The sequence below is a fragment of the Sphaerochaeta associata genome, assembly GCF_022869165.1.
In the GTDB taxonomy this organism is placed as follows: Bacteria; Spirochaetota; Spirochaetia; order Sphaerochaetales; family Sphaerochaetaceae; genus Sphaerochaeta; species Sphaerochaeta associata.
The window spans coordinates 2,172,053-2,190,584 of record NZ_CP094929.1 but is presented as its reverse complement, the minus strand read 5'-3'; the positions used below and the strand labels follow the sequence as shown (position 1 = coordinate 2,190,584).

Below are 18,532 nucleotides of genomic sequence, written 5' to 3'. Positions count from 1 at the left end.
AATGCATTTCGATGTCATTGTCATTGGTTCTGGTTTGAGCGGGTTGAGTGCTGCCTCTTTATTGGCTAAACGTGGTTTAACTATTGCCACCATCGATAAATCCTATTGTCCGGGTGGAAGCTGCGGTGCTTTCAAGCGTGGGGACGCAATTTTTGATCAGGGCTCTTCCATGCTCTTCGGCTGGGGAGAGAAGGGGTTCAATGCCCATCGGTTCCTCTTCAATTGTCTGGAGGAGCCCATCACCATTATTCAGCATGATCTGCTCTATTGTGTTCATTATGATGGGAAAAAAGTGAATTTCTATCCCTCTATTGCACAGTTCATAGATGAAGTTGCCACTCTGTTTCCCGGCCAGCGGGACAATCTGGTGCGTTTCTATGCGGACATGCAGAGCATGTATGAACATGTCATGGTGGAAAATCCTTCGTACACCACCCCTGATGAAGTGGACAAGAAGGTGGCCCTGAAGTCTCTGTTGCGTCATCCCTTCTCCTATATTCGGTTTCTCTCCTACATGAATGTGAGTGCAAAGGCACTGCTGTCCAAGTACTTCACCGACGAGGCAATCTTCAACTTCTTTGACAAGCTCACCTCGACCTATTGCTATGCAACGGTAGAGGAGAGTCCGGCGATTCTTGCCTCGGTGATGTTTGTGGACAATCATGCAGGGGGTAGTTACTATCCCGCCGGTTCAACCCTGCAATTGACAGGAGCTCTTGAAAAAGTCATCGAGGAACATGGCTCGACGATGATTGCAGAAAGGGAGGTGGTCTCGATCCTTTTCGACCATGGCAAGCCCAGTGGCGTGTTGCTCGATGACAAAACAGTACACACAGCCGAACAGATCATCTACAGCGGTACGGTCTGGAATCTTTATGGGAAATTGTTACCCCACAGTGAAACAACAAAGAAACAACGCATCTGGGCAGAGAATCAGGAGCCGACCTATCCAAGCGTTGTGCTCTATACGCTCGTCGACAAGGAAGCAGTCGATGATGGTACGCTTGCTGTGGAGATGCTGGTGGGCCGGCCCGATGCATTGGATGAGGAGGAGGTTACGGCCTACATTCCAAGCGTTGATGATAAAACCCTCTGTGCCGATGATGAGCATATCGTTCTGGCCATCGGACCTTCATTTGGAGATTGGGCTTCTCTTGACCCGGATGCATATCGGCAAAGGAAGGAGCGCGAAACCAAGCGATTGCTAGGCGTGCTAGCCAAGCGGTTTCCCACCATCAAGGAGCACCTCCGACATGCCGAGCTCGCAACGCCACGAACCATTGAACGATTTACGATGAAAAACGGAGGGGCGGTAGCCGGCCCCAAGCAGAAGCTGGGCAACCACATGTTCAAACGCCAGCACATCAGGACCGCCTGGGATACCCTGTTCTGCTGCGGCGAGTCGACCATGATGGGCACCGGAACCCCCACCGTCACCACCAGCGGCATTGCAGCTGCAAATGCCATACTCTCCAAACGGGGTCTTGAGCCGTATCTCTATCAACCAGATAGAAAAGAGTATGTGCATTTGATCAAAGCCCCATTTACAAGCGACCAGCTGTATGCCTCATCGAATGCACAACAGCGCGAGGTCCAACTGCTTGCAAGGCGTTGCCAGCTGTGTGAACATCCATCCTGCAGTCAAGGCACCGACTTGGATGTACGCGGCATCATGAGAAGGGTGACGGTAGGGAACTTTGTCGGAGCGAAACGCAAGCTTGGTGAATCCTCGGTTCAGAATCCAGAAACCCTGGAGCCGAACTGCATCAGAGAGGAGAAGGTGGCGATAGGGAAGGTGTGCGAGTATTTGAAGGATTGTTAAGTGGTTGTCAACCAAGCAACAAATATCCCCCCATGGTTCGAAAGACGACTCCTTCGGAAAGTGCTCGTTGTATGGAGCGTTGCAAGGTTGTTGTCGCTTTCCATCGGGGGATGTCATCTTCTGTTGCAGTGAAACCAAAGACCCGCTCAAAAATCTGAGGAGTCTGGAACGGTACGGGAAACTTTGAAAAGCGTTGCATGAATAAGCCGATATTGCTTGAAGGCTCGGCGACGCTCAAGAGGGCGGGATCGAGTAGCCAGGATGCACAGACGGCCAGACTGTGGTTTGGAAAATATCGAGGTGCCTGCAACAGGGAATCGGCAACCGACTGCTCGGAAAGTTTTTCACCTGCAGGAATATGGATGTGCAGCACATTGGTGGCAGAATCGGCTAGCAGGCGCAACTTTGAGGTGTCATACAAGGAAGGTTTTCGAGCGATGCTGCCGCTTGCTCCGTCAACCGCATGGGCGATCAGAGAGGTCCCTTCTTCTCTGAGCGTCGTCATGAAAGCTGCCTGCTCGGGATTGATTAAATACCCTGCACTATCACAGGCGATATCGGCTTCTGCAAGCGTAATACATTGTTCGCTGCGTTCTTGCTGATAGATGCGCAAGGGTGAGTTCATGCTTTTTTGCTCAAACTGCAATCGGCCCAACCGCAGAATTTTTGCACACAAATGTCGTGCAATCCAGAAAACCTGGGCAAAGCCCGTCTCCTGTCGGTGATCGTGTGCGTAGACCTCCGTCCAAAGACTGATATCCGATAACGTGGCAACCCTGACCGACTCTTCAATACAGAGGTCCCGATACAGATTGCAGACCTGTTCGTAACAACTTTGTATGAGAACCAACGGACAGACAGGACCGAAGGTTTGGAAGCCTTGCAGTAGAATCGTCCCAACCTTCTGCACGTCGCGCAATTTGATTGCTCTCTCAAGCTCTAGTGTTAGGGAACGTTTGTCAGCCTGCTTGGCAGCTTGCTGGATGTCAAGTTTCTGTTTATCTGTAAACGCAAGCTCTTCAAAGAATTTGTGGTACATGCTTTGAGCATGCACATCCGCCCGCCTTGGGTCAAGTTCTTTTCGCTGGAAGGTTGTCTGCGGCGGTGTTAGAATCGGAAGGAAGAAGGATGTGCAATGCTTGGTAGGATTTTCTCGCTCTACATGGATCGGTTTCCCTTTTTCCTGGAGCTGATGGGCCAACACATCGCAATTACGCTTATCTGTGTGTTCATCATCACCGTGGTCGGGTTATGCCTCGGTATCCTCATGACCAAGCATGTGCTGCTTGCAGGAATTGTTCTCCGTCTTACCAGCTTTCTCTACACCATACCGTCCATCGCACTGTTTGGAATTCTGGTCTCCATCTCCGGTATAGGGCTGAAGAGTGCGGTAATTGCCATTGTGTTGTATGGGCTGCTCCCCATGGTCAGAAATACGTATACAGGTTTGAAGGAAGTGAATCCTGATATTCTGGAAGCAGCAATCGGCATGGGCACATCCGGCTGGCAATTGCTTTGGATCATCAGGTTTCCCTTGGCTCTTCCCATAATTTTCAGCGGATTCCGTACGATGGTTGTCATGACCATCGCCTTGGGTGGCATCGCTTCCTTCATTGGGGCGGGGGGCTTGGGAAGGGCTATTTGGCGGGGGATTTCCACAAACTTTCCTGAGATGACCATAGCAGGAAGCCTCTTGATCGCGCTGTTTGCAATCATTACCGATTTGATTTTGGAAGTGGTGGAAAAACAGGTGCGAAAGCGATATATGGGTGAGGAGGAATCTCATGCGTAAGTACATGCTCTGTCTCTTGATGGTTGCATCCCTATTGGCTGGATGTACAAAGAAATCGGAAGAGGTTGTAGTCATTGCAAGCAAGCCGGTCACCGAGCAGTTCATCCTTGCCGAGATGCTGACGTTCCTCATCGAGGAGCACACGGATTTGTCTGTCAAACAGACGCTCGGCATCGGAGGAGGGACTTCGAATATACATCCGGCCTTGCTCAAAGGTGAGATCGACCTCTATCCTGAGTATACAGGAACCGGTTGGCTGTTCGTGCTCAAACAAGCTCCGATCCAGGACGCTGCTATGCTCTACGAACAGGTTAAGAAGGCGTATCACGAGCAGATGCAGCTGCATTGGAGCGGCTTGTACGGTTTCAACAACACCTACGGTGTGGCGGTTGCCGAGAGCGTAGCCCGGCAGTACAACCTGAAAACCGTTTCCGATTTGGCACAGGTGAGCGACAAGCTTGTGTTTGCCGCCAACCCTGATTTTCTGGAACGCGATGACGGCTTTATCGGACTGACCAAGACGTATGGTCTCACCTTTAAAGCGATTAAGGAAATAGACATCGGCCTGCGGTATGAAGCGGTGAACAGTGAGGGTGTCGATGTCATTACCGTATTCTCCACGGACGGAAGGCTCAAGGAGGAGCCGGTCATGGTGCTGGATGATGATCGCGGGTATTTCACCAGCTACCATGCAGCCACCGTGGTCCGCGAAGAAACACTCAAAAAGCATCCCAAATTGGAACAGGTTTTGGAAAAACTGAGCGGAAACATCAGCAACGAGGAGATGATAGCGCTTAACTATCAGGTGGAAATTGAGAAGCAGGATCCCAAGGTTGTTGCCAAGACGTTCCTCCAGCAAAAGGGATTGCTCTGATGGAGTATGCAATCGAGTTCGAGCACATCAGCAAGTCCTATACCCCTGAGGAGGTGGTCCTCAGCGATATCAACCTGGCTATACAGCAAGGGGAGTTTGTGGTCCTGCTCGGCCAATCGGGCTGCGGCAAGACCACCTTGCTCAAGTTGGTCAACAATCTGCTCGATTTTGATGCAGGGTATCTGCGTATCCATGGGAAAAAGCTCAGCGACTACAACATTGAGGAGCTCAGGCGTTCTATCGGGTATGCAATCCAACAAGTAGGTTTGTTTCCGCACATGCGTGTGTGGGAGAATGTCAGCTATGTGTTGAAGCTGCAGGGTGTGGATATCCAGCAGCGCAAAGAACGTGCAGAGCGGTTGCTGGAATTGGTAGGTCTGAAACGTGAGCTGTTGATGCGCTATCCACGCCAACTGAGCGGAGGGCAGAAACAGCGGGTGGGGGTCGCTCGTGCTTTGGCTGCAAATCCATCCATCATGCTCATGGATGAGCCGTTCGGGGCTGTGGACGAACAGACCAGAACGCAACTGCAGGACCAGCTCAAGCAGATTCACCGAAAACTTGGGCAGACCATTGTTTTTGTCACTCATGACATCCGTGAAGCTTTTCGTTTGGGAACCAGGATCGTGCTCATTCACCATGGAAGCATCGTCCAGGAAGGAACGGCCGAGGACTTGGTGTTCAGGCCGAAGACTCCTTTTGTACGGTCGTTTCTCGGTCGGCAGGGCTTCTCCGCTCTCTTCGATGAGGCTGTCCTCGATAAGCTGTATGAACGCGTCGGGCAAGGCAAGCAGGATATGCAGGCATGTCTTGCGTTGTTGGAGCAGAAAAAAAGCCAGAGTTGAACAACCCTGGCTTCTGGATACGGGAATCTTTACAGCAATCCAATCTCTTTGTAGTAGCGTGCAGCACCTTCATGCAAGGGCAGGCCTGCCAGATCCTTTACTGCTTCCTTAGGATTGACCTGCTTCAGCGGAGCCTGAGTGGCCTTCAATTCCTCAAAGTTTTCCCAGAACGTCTTGGTCATGTCGTATACAACATCGGCATCGACACGGGCATCAGTACAGACGGTGATTTTGATCGCCGAAGTCAGGACGTCGGTTGTCTGGCCTGGATAGGTATTGGCGGGAATGGTGTAGGCACCGTACCAGGGATAGGCCTTTTGCAGCTTCTTGATCAGGTCCATGTCGAGACTGAGCAATTTTCCGCCGGCTGTTGAAAGCATCTCGGTTACTGCAGCATTGGGAATGCCAGCCATGATCCAAGCCCCGTCAAGTTGCTTGTTGCGCATCAAGTCGATCGCTTCGGTGAATCCGACATACTGGACTCTCAATCCATCAGGATAGTTGACTCCGCTGGTCTTGAGGTGCAGGCTGGTCTCCACTTCCGTAGTCGAACCCGGAGCACCGGATGCGAAGCGCTTGCCGCTGAGATCGGCAAGTGAATTAATACCGCTGTTCTGTGTAACAACGACCTGGTTGGGGTTGGCATACAAGCCGATCATAACCCTGAGATTGGGGTTGGGTCTTCCCTCGAAAGCTCCGATGCCGTTGAAGGATTCATACATGATCGAGGTGACGGCGACTCCCAACTGGGCTTCTCCGTCGGCAATCATGTTGAGGTTGGCGATACCGCCGGCGCTTGCCTGTGCACTAGCCCTGACGGTATCAAGCTTGGTATTCCACAGGTTGGCCATTGCCGACCCAAGAGGATACACAGCCCCTGTGGTTGCAGCGGTCGGGAAGTTGATGACTGTCTTTTTAACAGGTTCGGCCGCTCCCTCCTGGGCTCCTGCGGCAAACAGTTGGCCCGAAATGAGCATGGTGATAACCAGCAATACTCCTACAGACTTTTTCATGCGATTCTCTCCTTGTTGTGTGCTTTCTTCTGTGTATATTGGATAGCCATAATGACTCCAACGAGCATGAGTGCGGCTAGATCGGTTACCAGTCCTGTTTCTATGAATAAGAGACCGGCTGCAACCATCACCAGGCGTTCAAGAATATTCAGCTTGCCTAATAAGTACCCCTGAAGGCCTGATGAGAGAGCGATGACTCCGATGGATGAGGTAATGAGCGCCCTGATGGTGATGAGCAAGGGGACCCCCTCGGTGCTTCCCAGCAGGAGTATTGGATTATCCAAGAAGAAGAAGGGGAGGATGAACCCGGTCAGTCCGAGTTTCACGGCAATGAGACTGGTTTTTGTTTGGTCGGAGTCGGCAATGCCGCTTGCTACGTAACTGCTCATTGCCACAGGGGGCGTAATGTTGGAAAGGCATGCATAGATGAGGCAGAACATGTGGGCGGCCATGGGAATCGCTCCGGTCTGGATAAGAACTGGAACAGAGACCGTCGATACGATGACATACGCGGCAACTCCGGGAACTCCCATGCCGAGCACGATGCTCATGAGCATGACCATCAAGCCCCCGAGGTACAGTTGTCCTTCACCGACAACCTTGAGGATGATGTATCCAAAACTTAGGCCCAGCCCGGTCAAGGAGACCGTTCCGATGATCACCCCGATGATCGCACAGCTCATCCCCACCGCTACTGCCGATCGTGCTCCTTCGACGGTAGCCTGCACGATGACGGCCCACGTCATGCGTGTCTCTTTTCTCAGCCAGGATGCCCCGATGGTGGCAAAAATCGCAACAACCGCGGCGAACAAGGGTGTATAGCCGAAACTGAGCATCCCGATAAGTACCACCAAGGGAATGATCAGATGCCCCTGCTTTTTCATAACCACCAAGGCGTTGGGTATGTTCTCCTTGCTCAAGCCGGAGAGACCGAGCCGTTTCGCTTCAAAGTGTACGGCAAACAGAAGGGTAAGATAGTACAAGAATGCCGGGATGCAGGCAGCAAGCAAGACTTTTGTGTAGCTTACCCCCATGAATTCTGCCATGACAAAGCCGACGGCTCCCATGATGGGTGGGGCGAACTGACCTCCGGTGGAAGCAACAGCCTCCACTGCGGCGGCAAACTCCTTCTTGTAGCCGGTTTTCTTCATCATAGGGATGGTTATGGTTCCTGTGGTAGCGACATTGGCGATGGCCGAACCGTTGATCATGCCTAAAAGTGCACTGGCCAGTACAGCAACCTTTGCAGGGCCTCCGGCAGTCCTGCCAACCAGAGTCAGGGAGATATCGTTGATGAATTGACTGAATCCACTGTATTTCAGGTATGCGCCAAAGAGGACGAACAGAAAAATATAGGTGGCGCTGACACCGATTCCAACACCGAAGATTCCCTGGCTGCCCCATATCATGTGGTTGAGTACACGTTTGACGCTGAACCCTACATGGCCGAGCTCGCCGGGAATCCACATCCCCAAAAAGTTGTAGAGCAGGAATATCAAACCCAGGACGGCAAGATTCTTGCACGCCCTTCGCCCCGCCTCGAAGATCAGGACCATGGTGATGCCTGCAAGCCAAAGGTCGGCATTGATCAGGTATCCACCACGTTTGGCTACTACGATGTAATTTTTCAAGAGATACCAGAACGTGAAGATCAACACACCCAACAGCACGATGTCCCAGACAGGGGGAAGTGTTCTCTTTCGGTTTTCTGAAGGATAGGTTGGAAATAATAGAAAGGTGAAAAGCATGAGAAAGAAAAGGTGCCACGTCCGCAACGACATGGCATCGATGATGCCTATGGTATTCGCATATACTTGAAATACCGACCATATAAGAAATAATGCAGTAATGACGGTTCCAAGCGGACCCGAGTATACCCGGAGCTTGCTATCCGATTCCTTCTTGTCCAGCAACTCCTGGGCAATGAGCTCTTCTTTGGTGAACGTTTTCTCTGTTGAACTGTGCTCCATGCTACCTACCCCAAACGTTCCCTTCAATCTAGAGGTTGTTTGCGCATTTGTCAATTTGGATATGCATTTTAATGCATAAAAATGAGAAAAACATACATATGTATGTAAATTTACATATAATATCGAAATCCTTTTTTAATGAAGATTGGTTGCATCCATGCTATAAATGAAGCTCAAGAGGGGACCGCATGCCATGGATTTTGTGATTCAGAGCAAAGAACAGCTGAAGGACTTATGGACTAACATCTACAATACCGAGGGCAAACCTGACTGGTCCCATATTCTACCTTATTATGACCAAGCCATCTATTTTTGTGACAGTGTCCAAAAAATCAACGGAATTGACGACTTCAAGGCCATGACCGAGCGCTTGATCGCCCGTTCGAACAACTTGAAGATGGACGTGAAGAATACGGCTTCCAACGGCAATGTGCTGTTCATGGAGTGGGAGATGAGCCTGAGTTTCAAGAAGTACCCGAACTCATCAGTTTTTGGCTGCAGCAGGGTAACCTTGAACGATGAGGGGAAGATCATCGAACAACGCGATTACTACGACTTATGGGGTGATATCTTCGATAATATCCCCAGGTTCAACAAGATGTATCGAAAATTCATGCATAAGAAGTTTGGTTGAGGAATGGTATGAGTAATCCCTATTGGAAACAGTATCAATGGTCGAACATCAGTGCCATGCTGAGGAACAACAAAGCCATACCCAAGCAGGAATCAAAGGATTTTGAGGGCAAATTGGTGGTCATAACCGGAGCTACTTCGGGAATCGGGTATGAGACAGCCAGACTCTATGCAAGTCATGGTGCAGCTCTTCTGTTGATCAACCGGAGCAAGGAGAAGTCGGAGAAGCTGAAGGCAGAGCTCGAGCAAGAATTCAAGGGTGTTTACTCTTATTTCATTGCCGATTTCTCCAAGTTGAGTGATATCCATGCCGCAGCCGATCATCTGGCTTCCCTTGAACAGGACATCACTGTGTTGATCCACAATGCAGGGGTGTACAATACGCACAAGCGTTTTACAGGCGACGGCATCGAGGAAGTGTTCCAAGTGAACTACCTCGCCCCGTTCATCATCACCTACAAGCTGCAGGACAAGCTGATGGGACAGCACCATGCGAGGATTCTCTATGTGAACTCTGAAGGCCACCGCTTTGCACTCGCAGGCCTCAAACTTGACGACCTTCGCTGGGATAAGCAGCATTACACAGGGCTTAAAAGCTACGGCTCGGCCAAGACAGCCCAGTTGCTCTCACTGTTTCCCTTCAGCCGAAATTTTGCCGGTAGCAATGTCACCATCAATGCCATGCATCCCGGCGATGTCCTGACCAACATGGGGGAGAACAACGGGCGGTTGTACAAGTTCTTCAAGCACCGCGTTATCAACCCCTCATCCCGATCTCCGCTTCTGTCGGCCCAGGCGCTCTACTATCTGGGGGTATCGGAAGAGGTGGAGGGGTTGACCGGGAAGTTTTTCAATTTCACTACGCTGGAAATACCTGCACCGCATGCGCTTGACCAAACCATAGCAGAGAAGCTGTGGCAAAAAAGCTTGGAATTGGGGCGCCTCTCAGAATGAAAGAATGTACATATAGGTACAAGCGTACATTATGTACATTATTAATTCATTATAATATAAGATTATGTGAGGCTCTTGCAAAATGAGGATTCATTGAGAATTTGAATCCATCCGACGACACTAATACCATTGATTAAGAGGAGCGAACCGTCCAATCAAGGGCTTCAAACGAGTAAATACGCCCGGTCCATCGATAATCGAGTGCAAGAAGACACACCTACCCCACGATAGGCGAATGCATCATTGCTCTTTGTGGTGTTACGCAGTTTTCTGGATGCCCGGCAGGATGCAATACTGCAGTATCTTGATTGCAGCAAGGCACAGCACGCCGGTCATCAGGCAGTGGGAGACCTTCTCCGTCCCCCTGACCATGATCTTCGGCGGAATAAGCCAATCCTTGAGGTGGGAGTTGGATCGTTCGACGGTCGAACGGATCCTGAACCGCTGCTTTTCAGAGGGGGAGAGGACCCGTTGCTGCTTGCGCCGCTTGTTCGGGTCGATGATGGGCATCCTGCCGTTTCCGATGATGAAGTCCTTGATGGGCTTTGCATCGTAGGCGCTGTCCATCAGCGAGTACAGGTGTTTGATCCGCTGCCCGGTCATCCGCTCCAAGGGAATCGCCGCTTGGCTGTCATGTACGTTGGCACCCGTGACGATGGTGCTGACGGGAATGCCGCTGTCGGTGACATCCAGGTGAAGCTTGTAGCCCTTCCAATAGTTGCGGTTGCCCTGGCTGTTGCGCTTGCATCCCCAGCTGCACTGGGAGTTCAATTCCTCGACTGCCTGTTCGGCAGTCTGGCCAAGTTGCTTCTGCAGAACGTTTTGCTTCTTGGTTTTCGACTCAGAGCCTTTCCTGGGCCTGCCGGGTTTCCCCCTCGGGATCACTTCCTTCTTCTTGTTCACGGCCTTCTCGCGCGCCTCGATGGCCGTGGAGTCCCGGCTGACATGACCCACGATGCGGCCGTCCAGATAGGAGCTTACCAAGGGGCCCAGCGCCTTCTCCATGAGTCTTTGGCGTGCATGGGATGCAAATTTCCTGCTGAAGGTGGCCTCGCTGGGTACGGAGGTGAACCCGCAGACCTGCCGCAGCGACGGATCGCTGAGCAGGCGGTTGCGAAGCGAGGTGACGGTGGGAATCTTGAAAAACTGTTTGGCCAAGGCTGAACGGATCATCGCCGTCTCATCATAGCCCTTGCGTCCGAGCAGGCTTTCCTTGCGTTCGCATGCAGGCATAAATTCCTCTATCACCTGCAGCATCTGGATGAACGTACGGTGTTCGGCGGTCACATACCCTTCGAAAACCTCTTGGATGTCGAAAGAAATACCGAATACCATCTGGCAACCGCCGAGGATTTCTGCTATGCTTTTCATGGACCTGCTCTCCTTCTAATTGTTTGTAGTTAATCATATTATAAAGGATTGTCAGGTCCATTTCTATACAAATCTTCAAATTACATGCTTGTTTTCATCTAGGCTGGGCTTCTGAAGCTGCCTCAGGCAGCCCGGAAGCATGGAAATGTCAGGCTTTTGCTATTTTGCAAGAGCCTCTATGTAATAAAAAGTTTTGCCGAAAACGGGAATCGAACCCGTACGCCCTTGCGAGCAAGGGATTTTAAGTCCCTTGTGTCTACCTGTTCCACCATTTCGGCTGATGTCTATTTGTCTTTGGTCTCCACGGTCTGAGGCAGGACGGCTGCATCAGTCTTGATCGGAATCAAGCGCTTGATGAACGGCTGTACGCCAACATACGTCTTCTGGAACTCGTCCTCACTTTCCTTCAAGGCTGCCTGCCAGGCCGCTCCGAAACCGGGACTGTTGATCGTAAGACGGTCGACAGCAAGTTGGTAGATCTGAAGCCGAGCGACTTCCTTGCGTCCGGGTTTCTGTGAGTACGTGCTCAGACTGATGCGTAGATTCTCGTTCTGCTTTTTCAGCTCTTCATTCTGTTCCTTCAGCTTGGCAAGTCCCTCACTTTCCAGATCCATGCGGTCGGTCAGCATCCTCTTCAAACGCTCGGTTTCCTTGTTGGTTGCAAGAATTTCCTGATGTCGTTTTGCGGACATGATCACCACGAGGACGATGGCCAGTACTACTCCAATTCCAAGACCGATTAGAAAGTTCTGCATGCGAATCTCCTCATCACAGCTCAAAAGGTACTCTAAGCATGGCTTTTTGTCAAAGGTGAAAGCGCAAGCAGCACCGCCGGATGCCGCTTGCTTTCATTGTTTTATTACCCGAATCGCTTTTCTACAGCTTCAACACTGTTCTCAATCGCCTCGGGAATGGAAACCGTGCCTTGGAAAACAGCCATATCCTTGAAACCGCTGCCGGTGAGCAAGGTGCAAACATGTACATCGGAGCCGAAGCGTTCGATGAGCATCCCGCTGTCTGCTGTCAAGGCCGCCCATGCGCATGCTGCCGCCGGCTCAACAAAAATGCCCGCTTCCTTGGCAAGCTCAAGCTGGGCGGCAAGAATCTGCTTGTCGTCCACCTCGGTCGCCCAACCATCGCTCTCATTGATGTAGCGCACCGCCATTCGACCATTGGCCGGGCTTTCAACGCTGATCGAGTCGGCACGGGTGGTGGCCTTTTCCAGGTTGGAGAAGTCACCGGTTCTCCATGCCCTGCTGATGGCATTGCTTTGTTTGCTCTGTGCACATACTATGTGCGGGATTTTCTTGATGAGCCCGGCTTGTTTCAAGTCGTAGAATCCTTTGTAAACACCTGCATAGATGCAGCCATCCCCAACGGAAACATAGACGACATCAGGCACCGTGCGTCCCATCTGTTCAAACAACTCGATGGAGATGCTCTTCTTTCCCTCGATGGTCATCGGGTTGTACGCCGTATTGCGGTTGATTCCCCCGAACTTCTTGGTATAAGCAATGGACAGTGCAAAGGCGTCATCATACGATCCTTTTACCGGAACCACGGTAGCACCATACAGCACGCTCTGCATCAGTTTGTTGATCGGGGCGGTTGCGGGAACAAACAGAATGATCTGAAGGCCGTAGGCAGCCCCTGCACAACTCATCGCAGCCCCTGCATTGCCCGTTGATGCCAGCGCAATCTTGTTCTGCTTGTGGGCAATGGCCTGGGCGGCTATCAGCTGGCTGGCCCTGTCCTTGAAGGAACCGGAAGGCAAGGAGCTGTCAAGCTTGCAGCTTACATTGGTGAGTCCGTATTGTGCACCCAGGCGAAGCGGTCTGGCCAACGGGGTGCCGCCGACCGGATAGACTTCCGGCGTAGGGACAGGGTAGGGAAAGAAATCATACATGTTCACATGACTCTGTTTGCTCAATTCCTTCAGGTCCTCGTCGTTGAGCTTGACGATCACATTGCCCTTTGGAAAGGATTTCCCGTCATTTTCTCCAGCACATTTCGGACACTGGTAGAAAACTTCATCGGTTTCGTAGACAGCGTGACAATCACAACATTCGTAGGTAAAACGCATACATCCTCCGTAAGAAAAAATGCCGGACACAAGGCCCGGCATTAATTATCCATCCTGGCTTATTTTGCCAGTACTTCCTTGTTGAATGCCTCAATCATAGCATCAATCTGCTCGGCGTAGGCAGGAATCTGCTTCCAATAGTTCTTGTCGTACCACTGGGCATTGATCTCCTCGTACGTCTTGCCCTGTTGCTCGACCCAGGTGTAGTACTTGAGGTTGTGTACGCGAAGTCTTTCGTAATAGGTAAGCTCAAGAGCTCCATCGATCGACTGGTGATGCAGGCAGCCGGCAAGGGCACGCACTGCAGCATACTCGTCAAAAGCGCCTTGAATCTCATTCTGCTCTGCAAGGCGTGAGGTGTACATCTCCGAACTGTCGGTCAAAACAGTGAAGATTACATCGTCGGCTTCCATTTCATAGTACTTGGCCATCTTGATGGCGGCCAGCACGTTGCCGATGCCACTGATGCCGTACAAGGGAAGATTCTGGATGTCCTCTTCACTCACACCCATCTTTTTCAAGTACTCGATGCCGGCCGGCTCGTTGAAGAGGCGGTATACATCCATACAGTCCTGATCGTCGACGGCAATGACCATGTCGGTGTTCTTCACATTGTGAACCCAAGGCACATGCTTGTCGCCGATGCCCTCGATTCTATGGCCGCCGAAACCGTTGCGCAGCAGGGTGGGGCACTGGACAGCTTCGCTGGCTGCAATCTTGAGGTGGGGATACTTATCCTTCATCGCATCGCCGGCTGCGAGGGTGCCGCCTGAGCCGGTTGCAGAGACAAAACCTCGGACATTCTCTGCTGCGACCTCTTCATCTTTCTCCAGTACCTCGAGAATCGATCCTCCTGTCACCGTATAGTGCCACAGGTAATTACCGAACTCCTCGAACTGATTGAAGATGACAATGTGTGCCCCGCGTTCTGCATCGAGCTCATGGCACTTGTCGAAGATTTCCTTGACGTTGGACTCGCAACCAGGAGTTGCGATGATTTCGCCGGCAACAGTCTTCAGCCAGGTGAAACGTTCCTGGCTCATCTCTTCAGGAAGAATTGCGATGGACTGACAGCCCAGCAGTGCACTGTTGTAGGCTCCGCCGCGGCAGTAGTTGCCGGTGGACGGCCATACAGCCTGTTGGTTCACCGAGTCGAAGTTTCCGCTGACCAAAGCCGGAGCGAGACACCCATAGGTAGCTCCGACCTTGTGTGCACCGGTGGGAAACCATTTGCCGACAAGGGCTAGGATGCGTGCCTTGACGCCGGTAAGTTCATGAGGAACTTCAATATAGTTTACACCACCGAAGGTTCCGCCGGTCTTGGTGGGCTCGTTTTTCCAAGTGATTCTGAAGAGGTTGGAGTTATCCAAATCCCACAATCCAACATGGGCAAGCTTTGCCTTGATATCCTCAGGTACGGTAGAAGGGTCCACCATCTGCTTGAATGTAGGGAGCACAATGCCCTTTTCCTTGCAGCGTTTGATGTTCTTTGCCCGTACTTCTTCATTGACATTCAAATTGATCAGCATGTCTTATCCTCCGTGGTGACACTTTGTTGCTTTTTCAGATTAGTCAAGTATACCGTAAAGAAGTAAAATGTAAAGCTATAATTCGTGAAAGTTGAATTTTAGGAATATAATTTGCGTTAAGTAGTAGTATGGAATAATATTTTTATCGAAAAGTACGATTTTATAGCGAGTGGATCATGCTCTTTTCTCCAGAGACTATACGCGTTCAGGCAAAAATTGGAGGGTAGACGGGTTCTCTGTCATGCGGTGTTTCCGATGTGTGGAGCTTAATATTTGTTGCGAAATGTTGCATTTTTTATTGACTTCTCTCCAATCTGGATTAGAATGAATAAGGGTCGGGCCGCATGCCCGACCAACCCTATAGGAAGGAGTCAATATGGGAGATATCATGCGCCCCGTTCCCTTCTCGGAACTTATCAGTCGTATTATCGGTGAGTACCGAAATCATCATTCCATTTTTGGTATTGCACAAGAGCAATTCTATCAGGATTCGGGGAAAAAGAGTTTCAGGGTATTCGGCCAAAGCTGCACCACAGCGCTCGGTCCCGCCGCCGGCCCCCATACCCAGCTTGCCCAGAACATCATCGCCAGCTATCTCGTCGGTGGCCGGTTCATGGAGCTGAAGACCGTTCAGGTCATGGATACCCTGGAGATCGACAAGCCCTGCATCGATGCCCGTGATGAAGCCTACAACGTTGAGTGGTCGACCGAGTTCACCCTCCCCAAGGCTTGGGATGAGTATGCAAAGGCATGGATCATTCTGCATATGCTGGAAGCTGCTATGCATAAGGGCAAGTTCGAAAAGCCCTCGTTCATCTTCAATATGTCCGTCGGTTACAACCTGGAAGGCATAAAGACGGCGAAGATGCAGCAGTACATCGACAGTATGATCGACGCTCATAAGGACGAGCGGTTCAATCAGTATCTCTCTGAAATGGAAGCAATGCTCGATGAAGGCTTGTTCGAAGGCACCCCCTGGGAGGGCTTGGAAAAGAAGCTCAAGGGCCTGAGCACCAAAATCAGTGCCAACATCAGTCCTTCGACAACACTGAGCACCATGCATGGTTGTCCTCCCAAGGAAATCGAGGCCATCTGCACCTACATGCTTACCGAGAAGAAGGTCGACACGTTTGTAAAGCTCAACCCGACGCTTCTCGGCTACGACCAAGTCCGCAAGATTCTTGACGACCTTGGATATACGTACATCACCTTGACGCGGGAGAACTTTGAACACGACCTGCAGTACGGCGATGCAATCGCCATGCTTCATCGGCTTGTCGACTTTGCCAAGAAGGAAGGCCGCGGATTCGGTGTGAAGTTGACCAATACGCTGGGCTCGGTAAACGACCAAGGCGTTCTGCCAGGCAATGAGATGTATATGTCCGGTCGCTCACTTCTCCCAATCTCCACTACGGTGGCGACGCTTTTAAGCAAGGAGTTTGCTGGAAAACTGCCCATCTCCTACAGCGGTGGTGCGACAGCTTTCACCGTAAAGCAGCTCTTTGAGAGCGGCATCAGACCAATCACATTGGCAACAGATATGCTCAAGCCCGGTGGGTACACCCGCCTCACCCAGATGGTGCAGACCCTGGAGAAAAGCAAGGCTTGGGATATGGCCGAAATCGACGTGGCAAAGCTAGAGAAACTGTCGACAGATGCACGCAGAGGCTCTTTCAGCGAAATAGACAAGGAGTTCAGAGGCGACGATACAATCAAGATCGGTGAAAAGCTTCCTATGTTCGACTGTTATGTAGCGCCGTGTCAGGTGGCATGCCCCATTCATCAGGATGTTCCTGAGTATGTTCAGCTGGTCGGCCAAGGCCGCTACGGCGAAGCTCTCGCCCTCATCTATGACAAGAACGCTCTTCCTGCCATAACCGGTCACATCTGCGACCACCAGTGCCAGTTGCATTGCACTCGTATGGATTACGAGGGGGCTGTGAAAATCCGTGATATGAAGCGTATCGCCGTGGAGAATGGATTTGAGGAGTTCAAGCAGCTTTGGGAAGGGGCGACTGAGAAGACAGCGGTCAAGGCCGCGGTTGTCGGTGCCGGTCCTGCAGGGCTCTCGGCTGCCTATTTTCTCGCCCGTGCAGGGTTCGATACAGCGGTCTTCGAACGGGAAGAGAGCGCTGGAGGAGTTGTCAGGCATGTCATCCCCGGTTTCAGGCTTCCTGTCGAGGCCATTGAGAGCGATGTAGAGTTCATCAAGGCCCATGGAGTCGAGTTCAACTTCGGTGTTGACACCCAGGCAATGACTGTCCAGGCCCTCAAGGATCAGGGTTACTCATACATCTTCTATGCCATCGGCAGCGAGGTGGACAACGATATTCCCCTGGTAGGTGACAGAAGCCGGGTGCGACAGTCACTCTCGTTCCTCTCGGCGTTCCGTAAGGATCCCTCCTCCTTGAGTTTGGGTAAAAATGTAGTGGTTGTAGGTGGCGGCAATACCGCCATGGACAGCGCCCGTGCAGCCCTTCGTATTCCAGGAGTTGAGAAGGTTTCGGTAATTTATCGACGAACCGAGGCCGAGATGCCTGCCGACCACGAAGAGTACGGCCTTGCCAAAAAAGAGAACATCCAGTTCATCTTTCTTGCCAATCCCGAACGGTTTGACGACAACGTTCTTACCGTCAGAAAAATGGAACTGGGTGAGAAGGATTCAAGCGGTAGAAGACGCCCGGTGGCGACCGACGAGGTTTTCACCATCGAAGCCGATACCATGATCACTGCAATCGGTGAGCACGCAGATACTGCACAACTCACTTGGTATGGTGTACCGGTGAACGAGAAGGGTTGGCCGAAGGCTGATGATGAGACCAAGGAGTCCGAGGTCGAGAATGTCTATGTCATTGGGGATGCCCAAAGCGGTCCTTCCACGGTTGTACGTTGTATTGCCAGTGCGAGAAGTGCAGTCGAGGCTGCCATCGATAAAGTTCTGGGTCCTGAGGAGGAAGAGGAAGACGGCTGCGGTTGCGGCCACGACCACGACCACGATCACGATCACGATCACGATCACGATCACGATCACGATCACGAGTGCACCTGCGAAGACGGCTGCGATTGTGACGACGAGGACGACATGACAGACGAGGAGCGTGTTGAATTGGAGAACGATGAGAACGAGTTCTTCGCCGAGGTCGCCGGCAAGAAGAGCAAGATCCTTGTTTCCAAGCAGTTCGGAGACGCCGAGTTCGCCGCCACCGAGGCTGCTCGATGCCTTGAATGCTCATATCTGTGCAACAAGTGTGTCGATGTCTGTCCGAACCGAGCAAACGTCGCCATTGATGTCCGGAATACAGGCGTATTTGCCGACCCGTTCCAGATTCTTCACCTCGACGCCTACTGCAATGAGTGCGGAAACTGTGAAACATTCTGCCCTTATGACGGCGGCCCGTATCGCAAGAAGTTCACACTCTTCAGCCTGAAAGAAGACTTCGATAATTCAACGAACAGCGGTTTCTATGCCGAGGGTGAGGATATTCTCATCCGTCTCGATGGCAGGATCTTCAACTGCTCTTTGGACGGGGATGGAATTCTGACAGGCGATGAGGAAGGCATCACTGATGAGGTGGCCGCCCTGATCGAAGAAATCTATACTTCCTACAGCTACCTGCTCGGGTATGTGGAAGCATAAAGGAGAATG

14 protein-coding genes and 1 tRNA gene are annotated in these 18,532 nt (G+C 51.5%); 7 read left to right on the top strand and 8 right to left on the bottom strand.

Going from position 1 to position 18,532, the window contains the following annotated elements:
* Position 1 precedes the first annotated feature (1 nt).
* The gene (locus MUG09_RS10130) at positions 2 to 1,822 is read left to right on the top strand and encodes a phytoene desaturase family protein (RefSeq protein WP_244771308.1); all 1,821 of its coding nucleotides are present in this window, start codon (positions 2 to 4) and stop codon (positions 1,820 to 1,822) included.
* A gap of 7 nt (positions 1,823 to 1,829) precedes the next feature.
* On the opposite strand, the gene MUG09_RS10125 is transcribed toward MUG09_RS10130, so the two are convergent.
* Positions 1,830 to 2,861, bottom strand: a complete 1,032-nt coding sequence (locus MUG09_RS10125) for an acyltransferase domain-containing protein (protein ID WP_244771307.1) — start codon at positions 2,859 to 2,861, stop codon at positions 1,830 to 1,832.
* Positions 2,862 to 2,957: 96 nt separating this feature from the next.
* On the opposite strand from MUG09_RS10125, the gene MUG09_RS10120 reads away from it, so the two are divergent.
* Genes MUG09_RS10120 through MUG09_RS10110 form a run of 3 tightly spaced genes read left to right on the top strand, consistent with a single transcriptional unit; the run spans position 2,958 to position 5,333 of the window.
* A complete protein-coding gene (locus MUG09_RS10120; protein WP_244771306.1) occupies positions 2,958 to 3,614 on the top strand; it encodes an ABC transporter permease in 657 nt (218 codons plus the stop codon).
* Positions 3,607 to 4,488: a glycine betaine ABC transporter substrate-binding protein gene (locus MUG09_RS10115; RefSeq protein WP_244771305.1), complete on the top strand. Its 882-nt coding sequence runs from the start codon at positions 3,607 to 3,609 to the stop codon at positions 4,486 to 4,488. Before MUG09_RS10120 ends, MUG09_RS10115 begins: the two co-directional genes overlap by 8 nt.
* Positions 4,488 to 5,333 carry an ATP-binding cassette domain-containing protein gene (locus MUG09_RS10110; RefSeq protein ID WP_244771304.1) on the top strand — a complete coding sequence of 282 codons (846 nt, stop codon included), beginning with the start codon at positions 4,488 to 4,490 and terminating at the stop codon, positions 5,331 to 5,333. The genes MUG09_RS10115 and MUG09_RS10110 overlap by 1 nt, the downstream gene beginning before the upstream one ends.
* Positions 5,334 to 5,362: 29 nt before the next feature.
* On the opposite strand, the gene MUG09_RS10105 is transcribed toward MUG09_RS10110, so the two are convergent.
* Positions 5,363 to 6,346, bottom strand: a complete 984-nt coding sequence (locus MUG09_RS10105) for a TAXI family TRAP transporter solute-binding subunit (RefSeq protein WP_244771303.1) — start codon at positions 6,344 to 6,346, stop codon at positions 5,363 to 5,365.
* Positions 6,343 to 8,316 carry a TRAP transporter permease gene (locus MUG09_RS10100; protein ID WP_244771302.1) on the bottom strand — a complete coding sequence of 658 codons (1,974 nt, stop codon included), beginning with the start codon at positions 8,314 to 8,316 and terminating at the stop codon, positions 6,343 to 6,345. The genes MUG09_RS10105 and MUG09_RS10100 overlap by 4 nt, the downstream gene beginning before the upstream one ends.
* Before the next feature lie 193 nt (positions 8,317 to 8,509).
* On the opposite strand from MUG09_RS10100, the gene MUG09_RS10095 reads away from it, so the two are divergent.
* Positions 8,510 to 8,950 carry a nuclear transport factor 2 family protein gene (locus tag MUG09_RS10095; protein WP_244771301.1) on the top strand — a complete coding sequence of 147 codons (441 nt, stop codon included), beginning with the start codon at positions 8,510 to 8,512 and terminating at the stop codon, positions 8,948 to 8,950.
* Positions 8,951 to 8,958: 8 nt separating this feature from the next.
* Positions 8,959 to 9,903: an SDR family NAD(P)-dependent oxidoreductase gene (locus MUG09_RS10090; RefSeq protein WP_244771300.1), complete on the top strand. Its 945-nt coding sequence runs from the start codon at positions 8,959 to 8,961 to the stop codon at positions 9,901 to 9,903.
* Positions 9,904 to 10,161: 258 nt separating this feature from the next.
* On the opposite strand, the gene MUG09_RS10085 is transcribed toward MUG09_RS10090, so the two are convergent.
* The 5 genes from MUG09_RS10085 to MUG09_RS10065 form a co-directional block, all read right to left on the bottom strand.
* On the bottom strand, positions 10,162 to 11,274 hold the full coding sequence (locus tag MUG09_RS10085) for a transposase (protein ID WP_244771299.1): 1,113 nt from the start codon (positions 11,272 to 11,274) through the stop codon (positions 10,162 to 10,164).
* A 194-nt stretch (positions 11,275 to 11,468) separates the two neighbouring features.
* Positions 11,469 to 11,552: transfer RNA gene (locus MUG09_RS10080), tRNA-Leu, on the bottom strand.
* 6 nt (positions 11,553 to 11,558) lie between these two features.
* The gene (locus MUG09_RS10075; RefSeq protein ID WP_244771298.1) at positions 11,559 to 12,029 is read right to left on the bottom strand and encodes a hypothetical protein; all 471 of its coding nucleotides are present in this window, start codon (positions 12,027 to 12,029) and stop codon (positions 11,559 to 11,561) included.
* Between the two features lie 104 nt (positions 12,030 to 12,133).
* Positions 12,134 to 13,357: a threonine synthase gene (locus MUG09_RS10070; RefSeq protein WP_244771297.1), complete on the bottom strand. Its 1,224-nt coding sequence runs from the start codon at positions 13,355 to 13,357 to the stop codon at positions 12,134 to 12,136.
* Positions 13,358 to 13,416: 59 nt separating this feature from the next.
* Positions 13,417 to 14,886, bottom strand: a complete 1,470-nt coding sequence (locus MUG09_RS10065; protein ID WP_244771296.1) for a pyridoxal-phosphate dependent enzyme — start codon at positions 14,884 to 14,886, stop codon at positions 13,417 to 13,419.
* Between the two features lie 376 nt (positions 14,887 to 15,262).
* On the opposite strand from MUG09_RS10065, the gene ygfK reads away from it, so the two are divergent.
* The gene (gene ygfK, locus MUG09_RS10060) at positions 15,263 to 18,523 is read left to right on the top strand and encodes a putative selenate reductase subunit YgfK (RefSeq protein ID WP_244771295.1); all 3,261 of its coding nucleotides are present in this window, start codon (positions 15,263 to 15,265) and stop codon (positions 18,521 to 18,523) included.
* The last annotated feature ends 9 nt before the right edge of the window (positions 18,524 to 18,532 follow it).

What these genes read in the sequence shown, in the direction of transcription:
- MUG09_RS10130 (WP_244771308.1), top strand. Translation starts at nt 2, where the DNA reads ATGCATTTCGATGTCATTGTCATTGGTTCTGGTTTGAGCGGGTTGAGT.
- MUG09_RS10125 (WP_244771307.1), bottom strand. Translation starts at nt 2,861, where the DNA reads ATGTACCACAAATTCTTTGAAGAGCTTGCGTTTACAGATAAACAGAAA.
- MUG09_RS10120 (WP_244771306.1), top strand. Translation starts at nt 2,958, where the DNA reads ATGCTTGGTAGGATTTTCTCGCTCTACATGGATCGGTTTCCCTTTTTC.
- MUG09_RS10115 (WP_244771305.1), top strand. Translation starts at nt 3,607, where the DNA reads ATGCGTAAGTACATGCTCTGTCTCTTGATGGTTGCATCCCTATTGGCT.
- MUG09_RS10110 (WP_244771304.1), top strand. Translation starts at nt 4,488, where the DNA reads ATGGAGTATGCAATCGAGTTCGAGCACATCAGCAAGTCCTATACCCCT.
- MUG09_RS10105 (WP_244771303.1), bottom strand. Translation starts at nt 6,346, where the DNA reads ATGAAAAAGTCTGTAGGAGTATTGCTGGTTATCACCATGCTCATTTCG.
- MUG09_RS10100 (WP_244771302.1), bottom strand. Translation starts at nt 8,316, where the DNA reads ATGGAGCACAGTTCAACAGAGAAAACGTTCACCAAAGAAGAGCTCATT.
- MUG09_RS10095 (WP_244771301.1), top strand. Translation starts at nt 8,510, where the DNA reads ATGGATTTTGTGATTCAGAGCAAAGAACAGCTGAAGGACTTATGGACT.
- MUG09_RS10090 (WP_244771300.1), top strand. Translation starts at nt 8,959, where the DNA reads ATGAGTAATCCCTATTGGAAACAGTATCAATGGTCGAACATCAGTGCC.
- MUG09_RS10085 (WP_244771299.1), bottom strand. Translation starts at nt 11,274, where the DNA reads ATGAAAAGCATAGCAGAAATCCTCGGCGGTTGCCAGATGGTATTCGGT.
- MUG09_RS10075 (WP_244771298.1), bottom strand. Translation starts at nt 12,029, where the DNA reads ATGCAGAACTTTCTAATCGGTCTTGGAATTGGAGTAGTACTGGCCATC.
- MUG09_RS10070 (WP_244771297.1), bottom strand. Translation starts at nt 13,357, where the DNA reads ATGCGTTTTACCTACGAATGTTGTGATTGTCACGCTGTCTACGAAACC.
- MUG09_RS10065 (WP_244771296.1), bottom strand. Translation starts at nt 14,886, where the DNA reads ATGCTGATCAATTTGAATGTCAATGAAGAAGTACGGGCAAAGAACATC.
- ygfK (WP_244771295.1), top strand. Translation starts at nt 15,263, where the DNA reads ATGGGAGATATCATGCGCCCCGTTCCCTTCTCGGAACTTATCAGTCGT.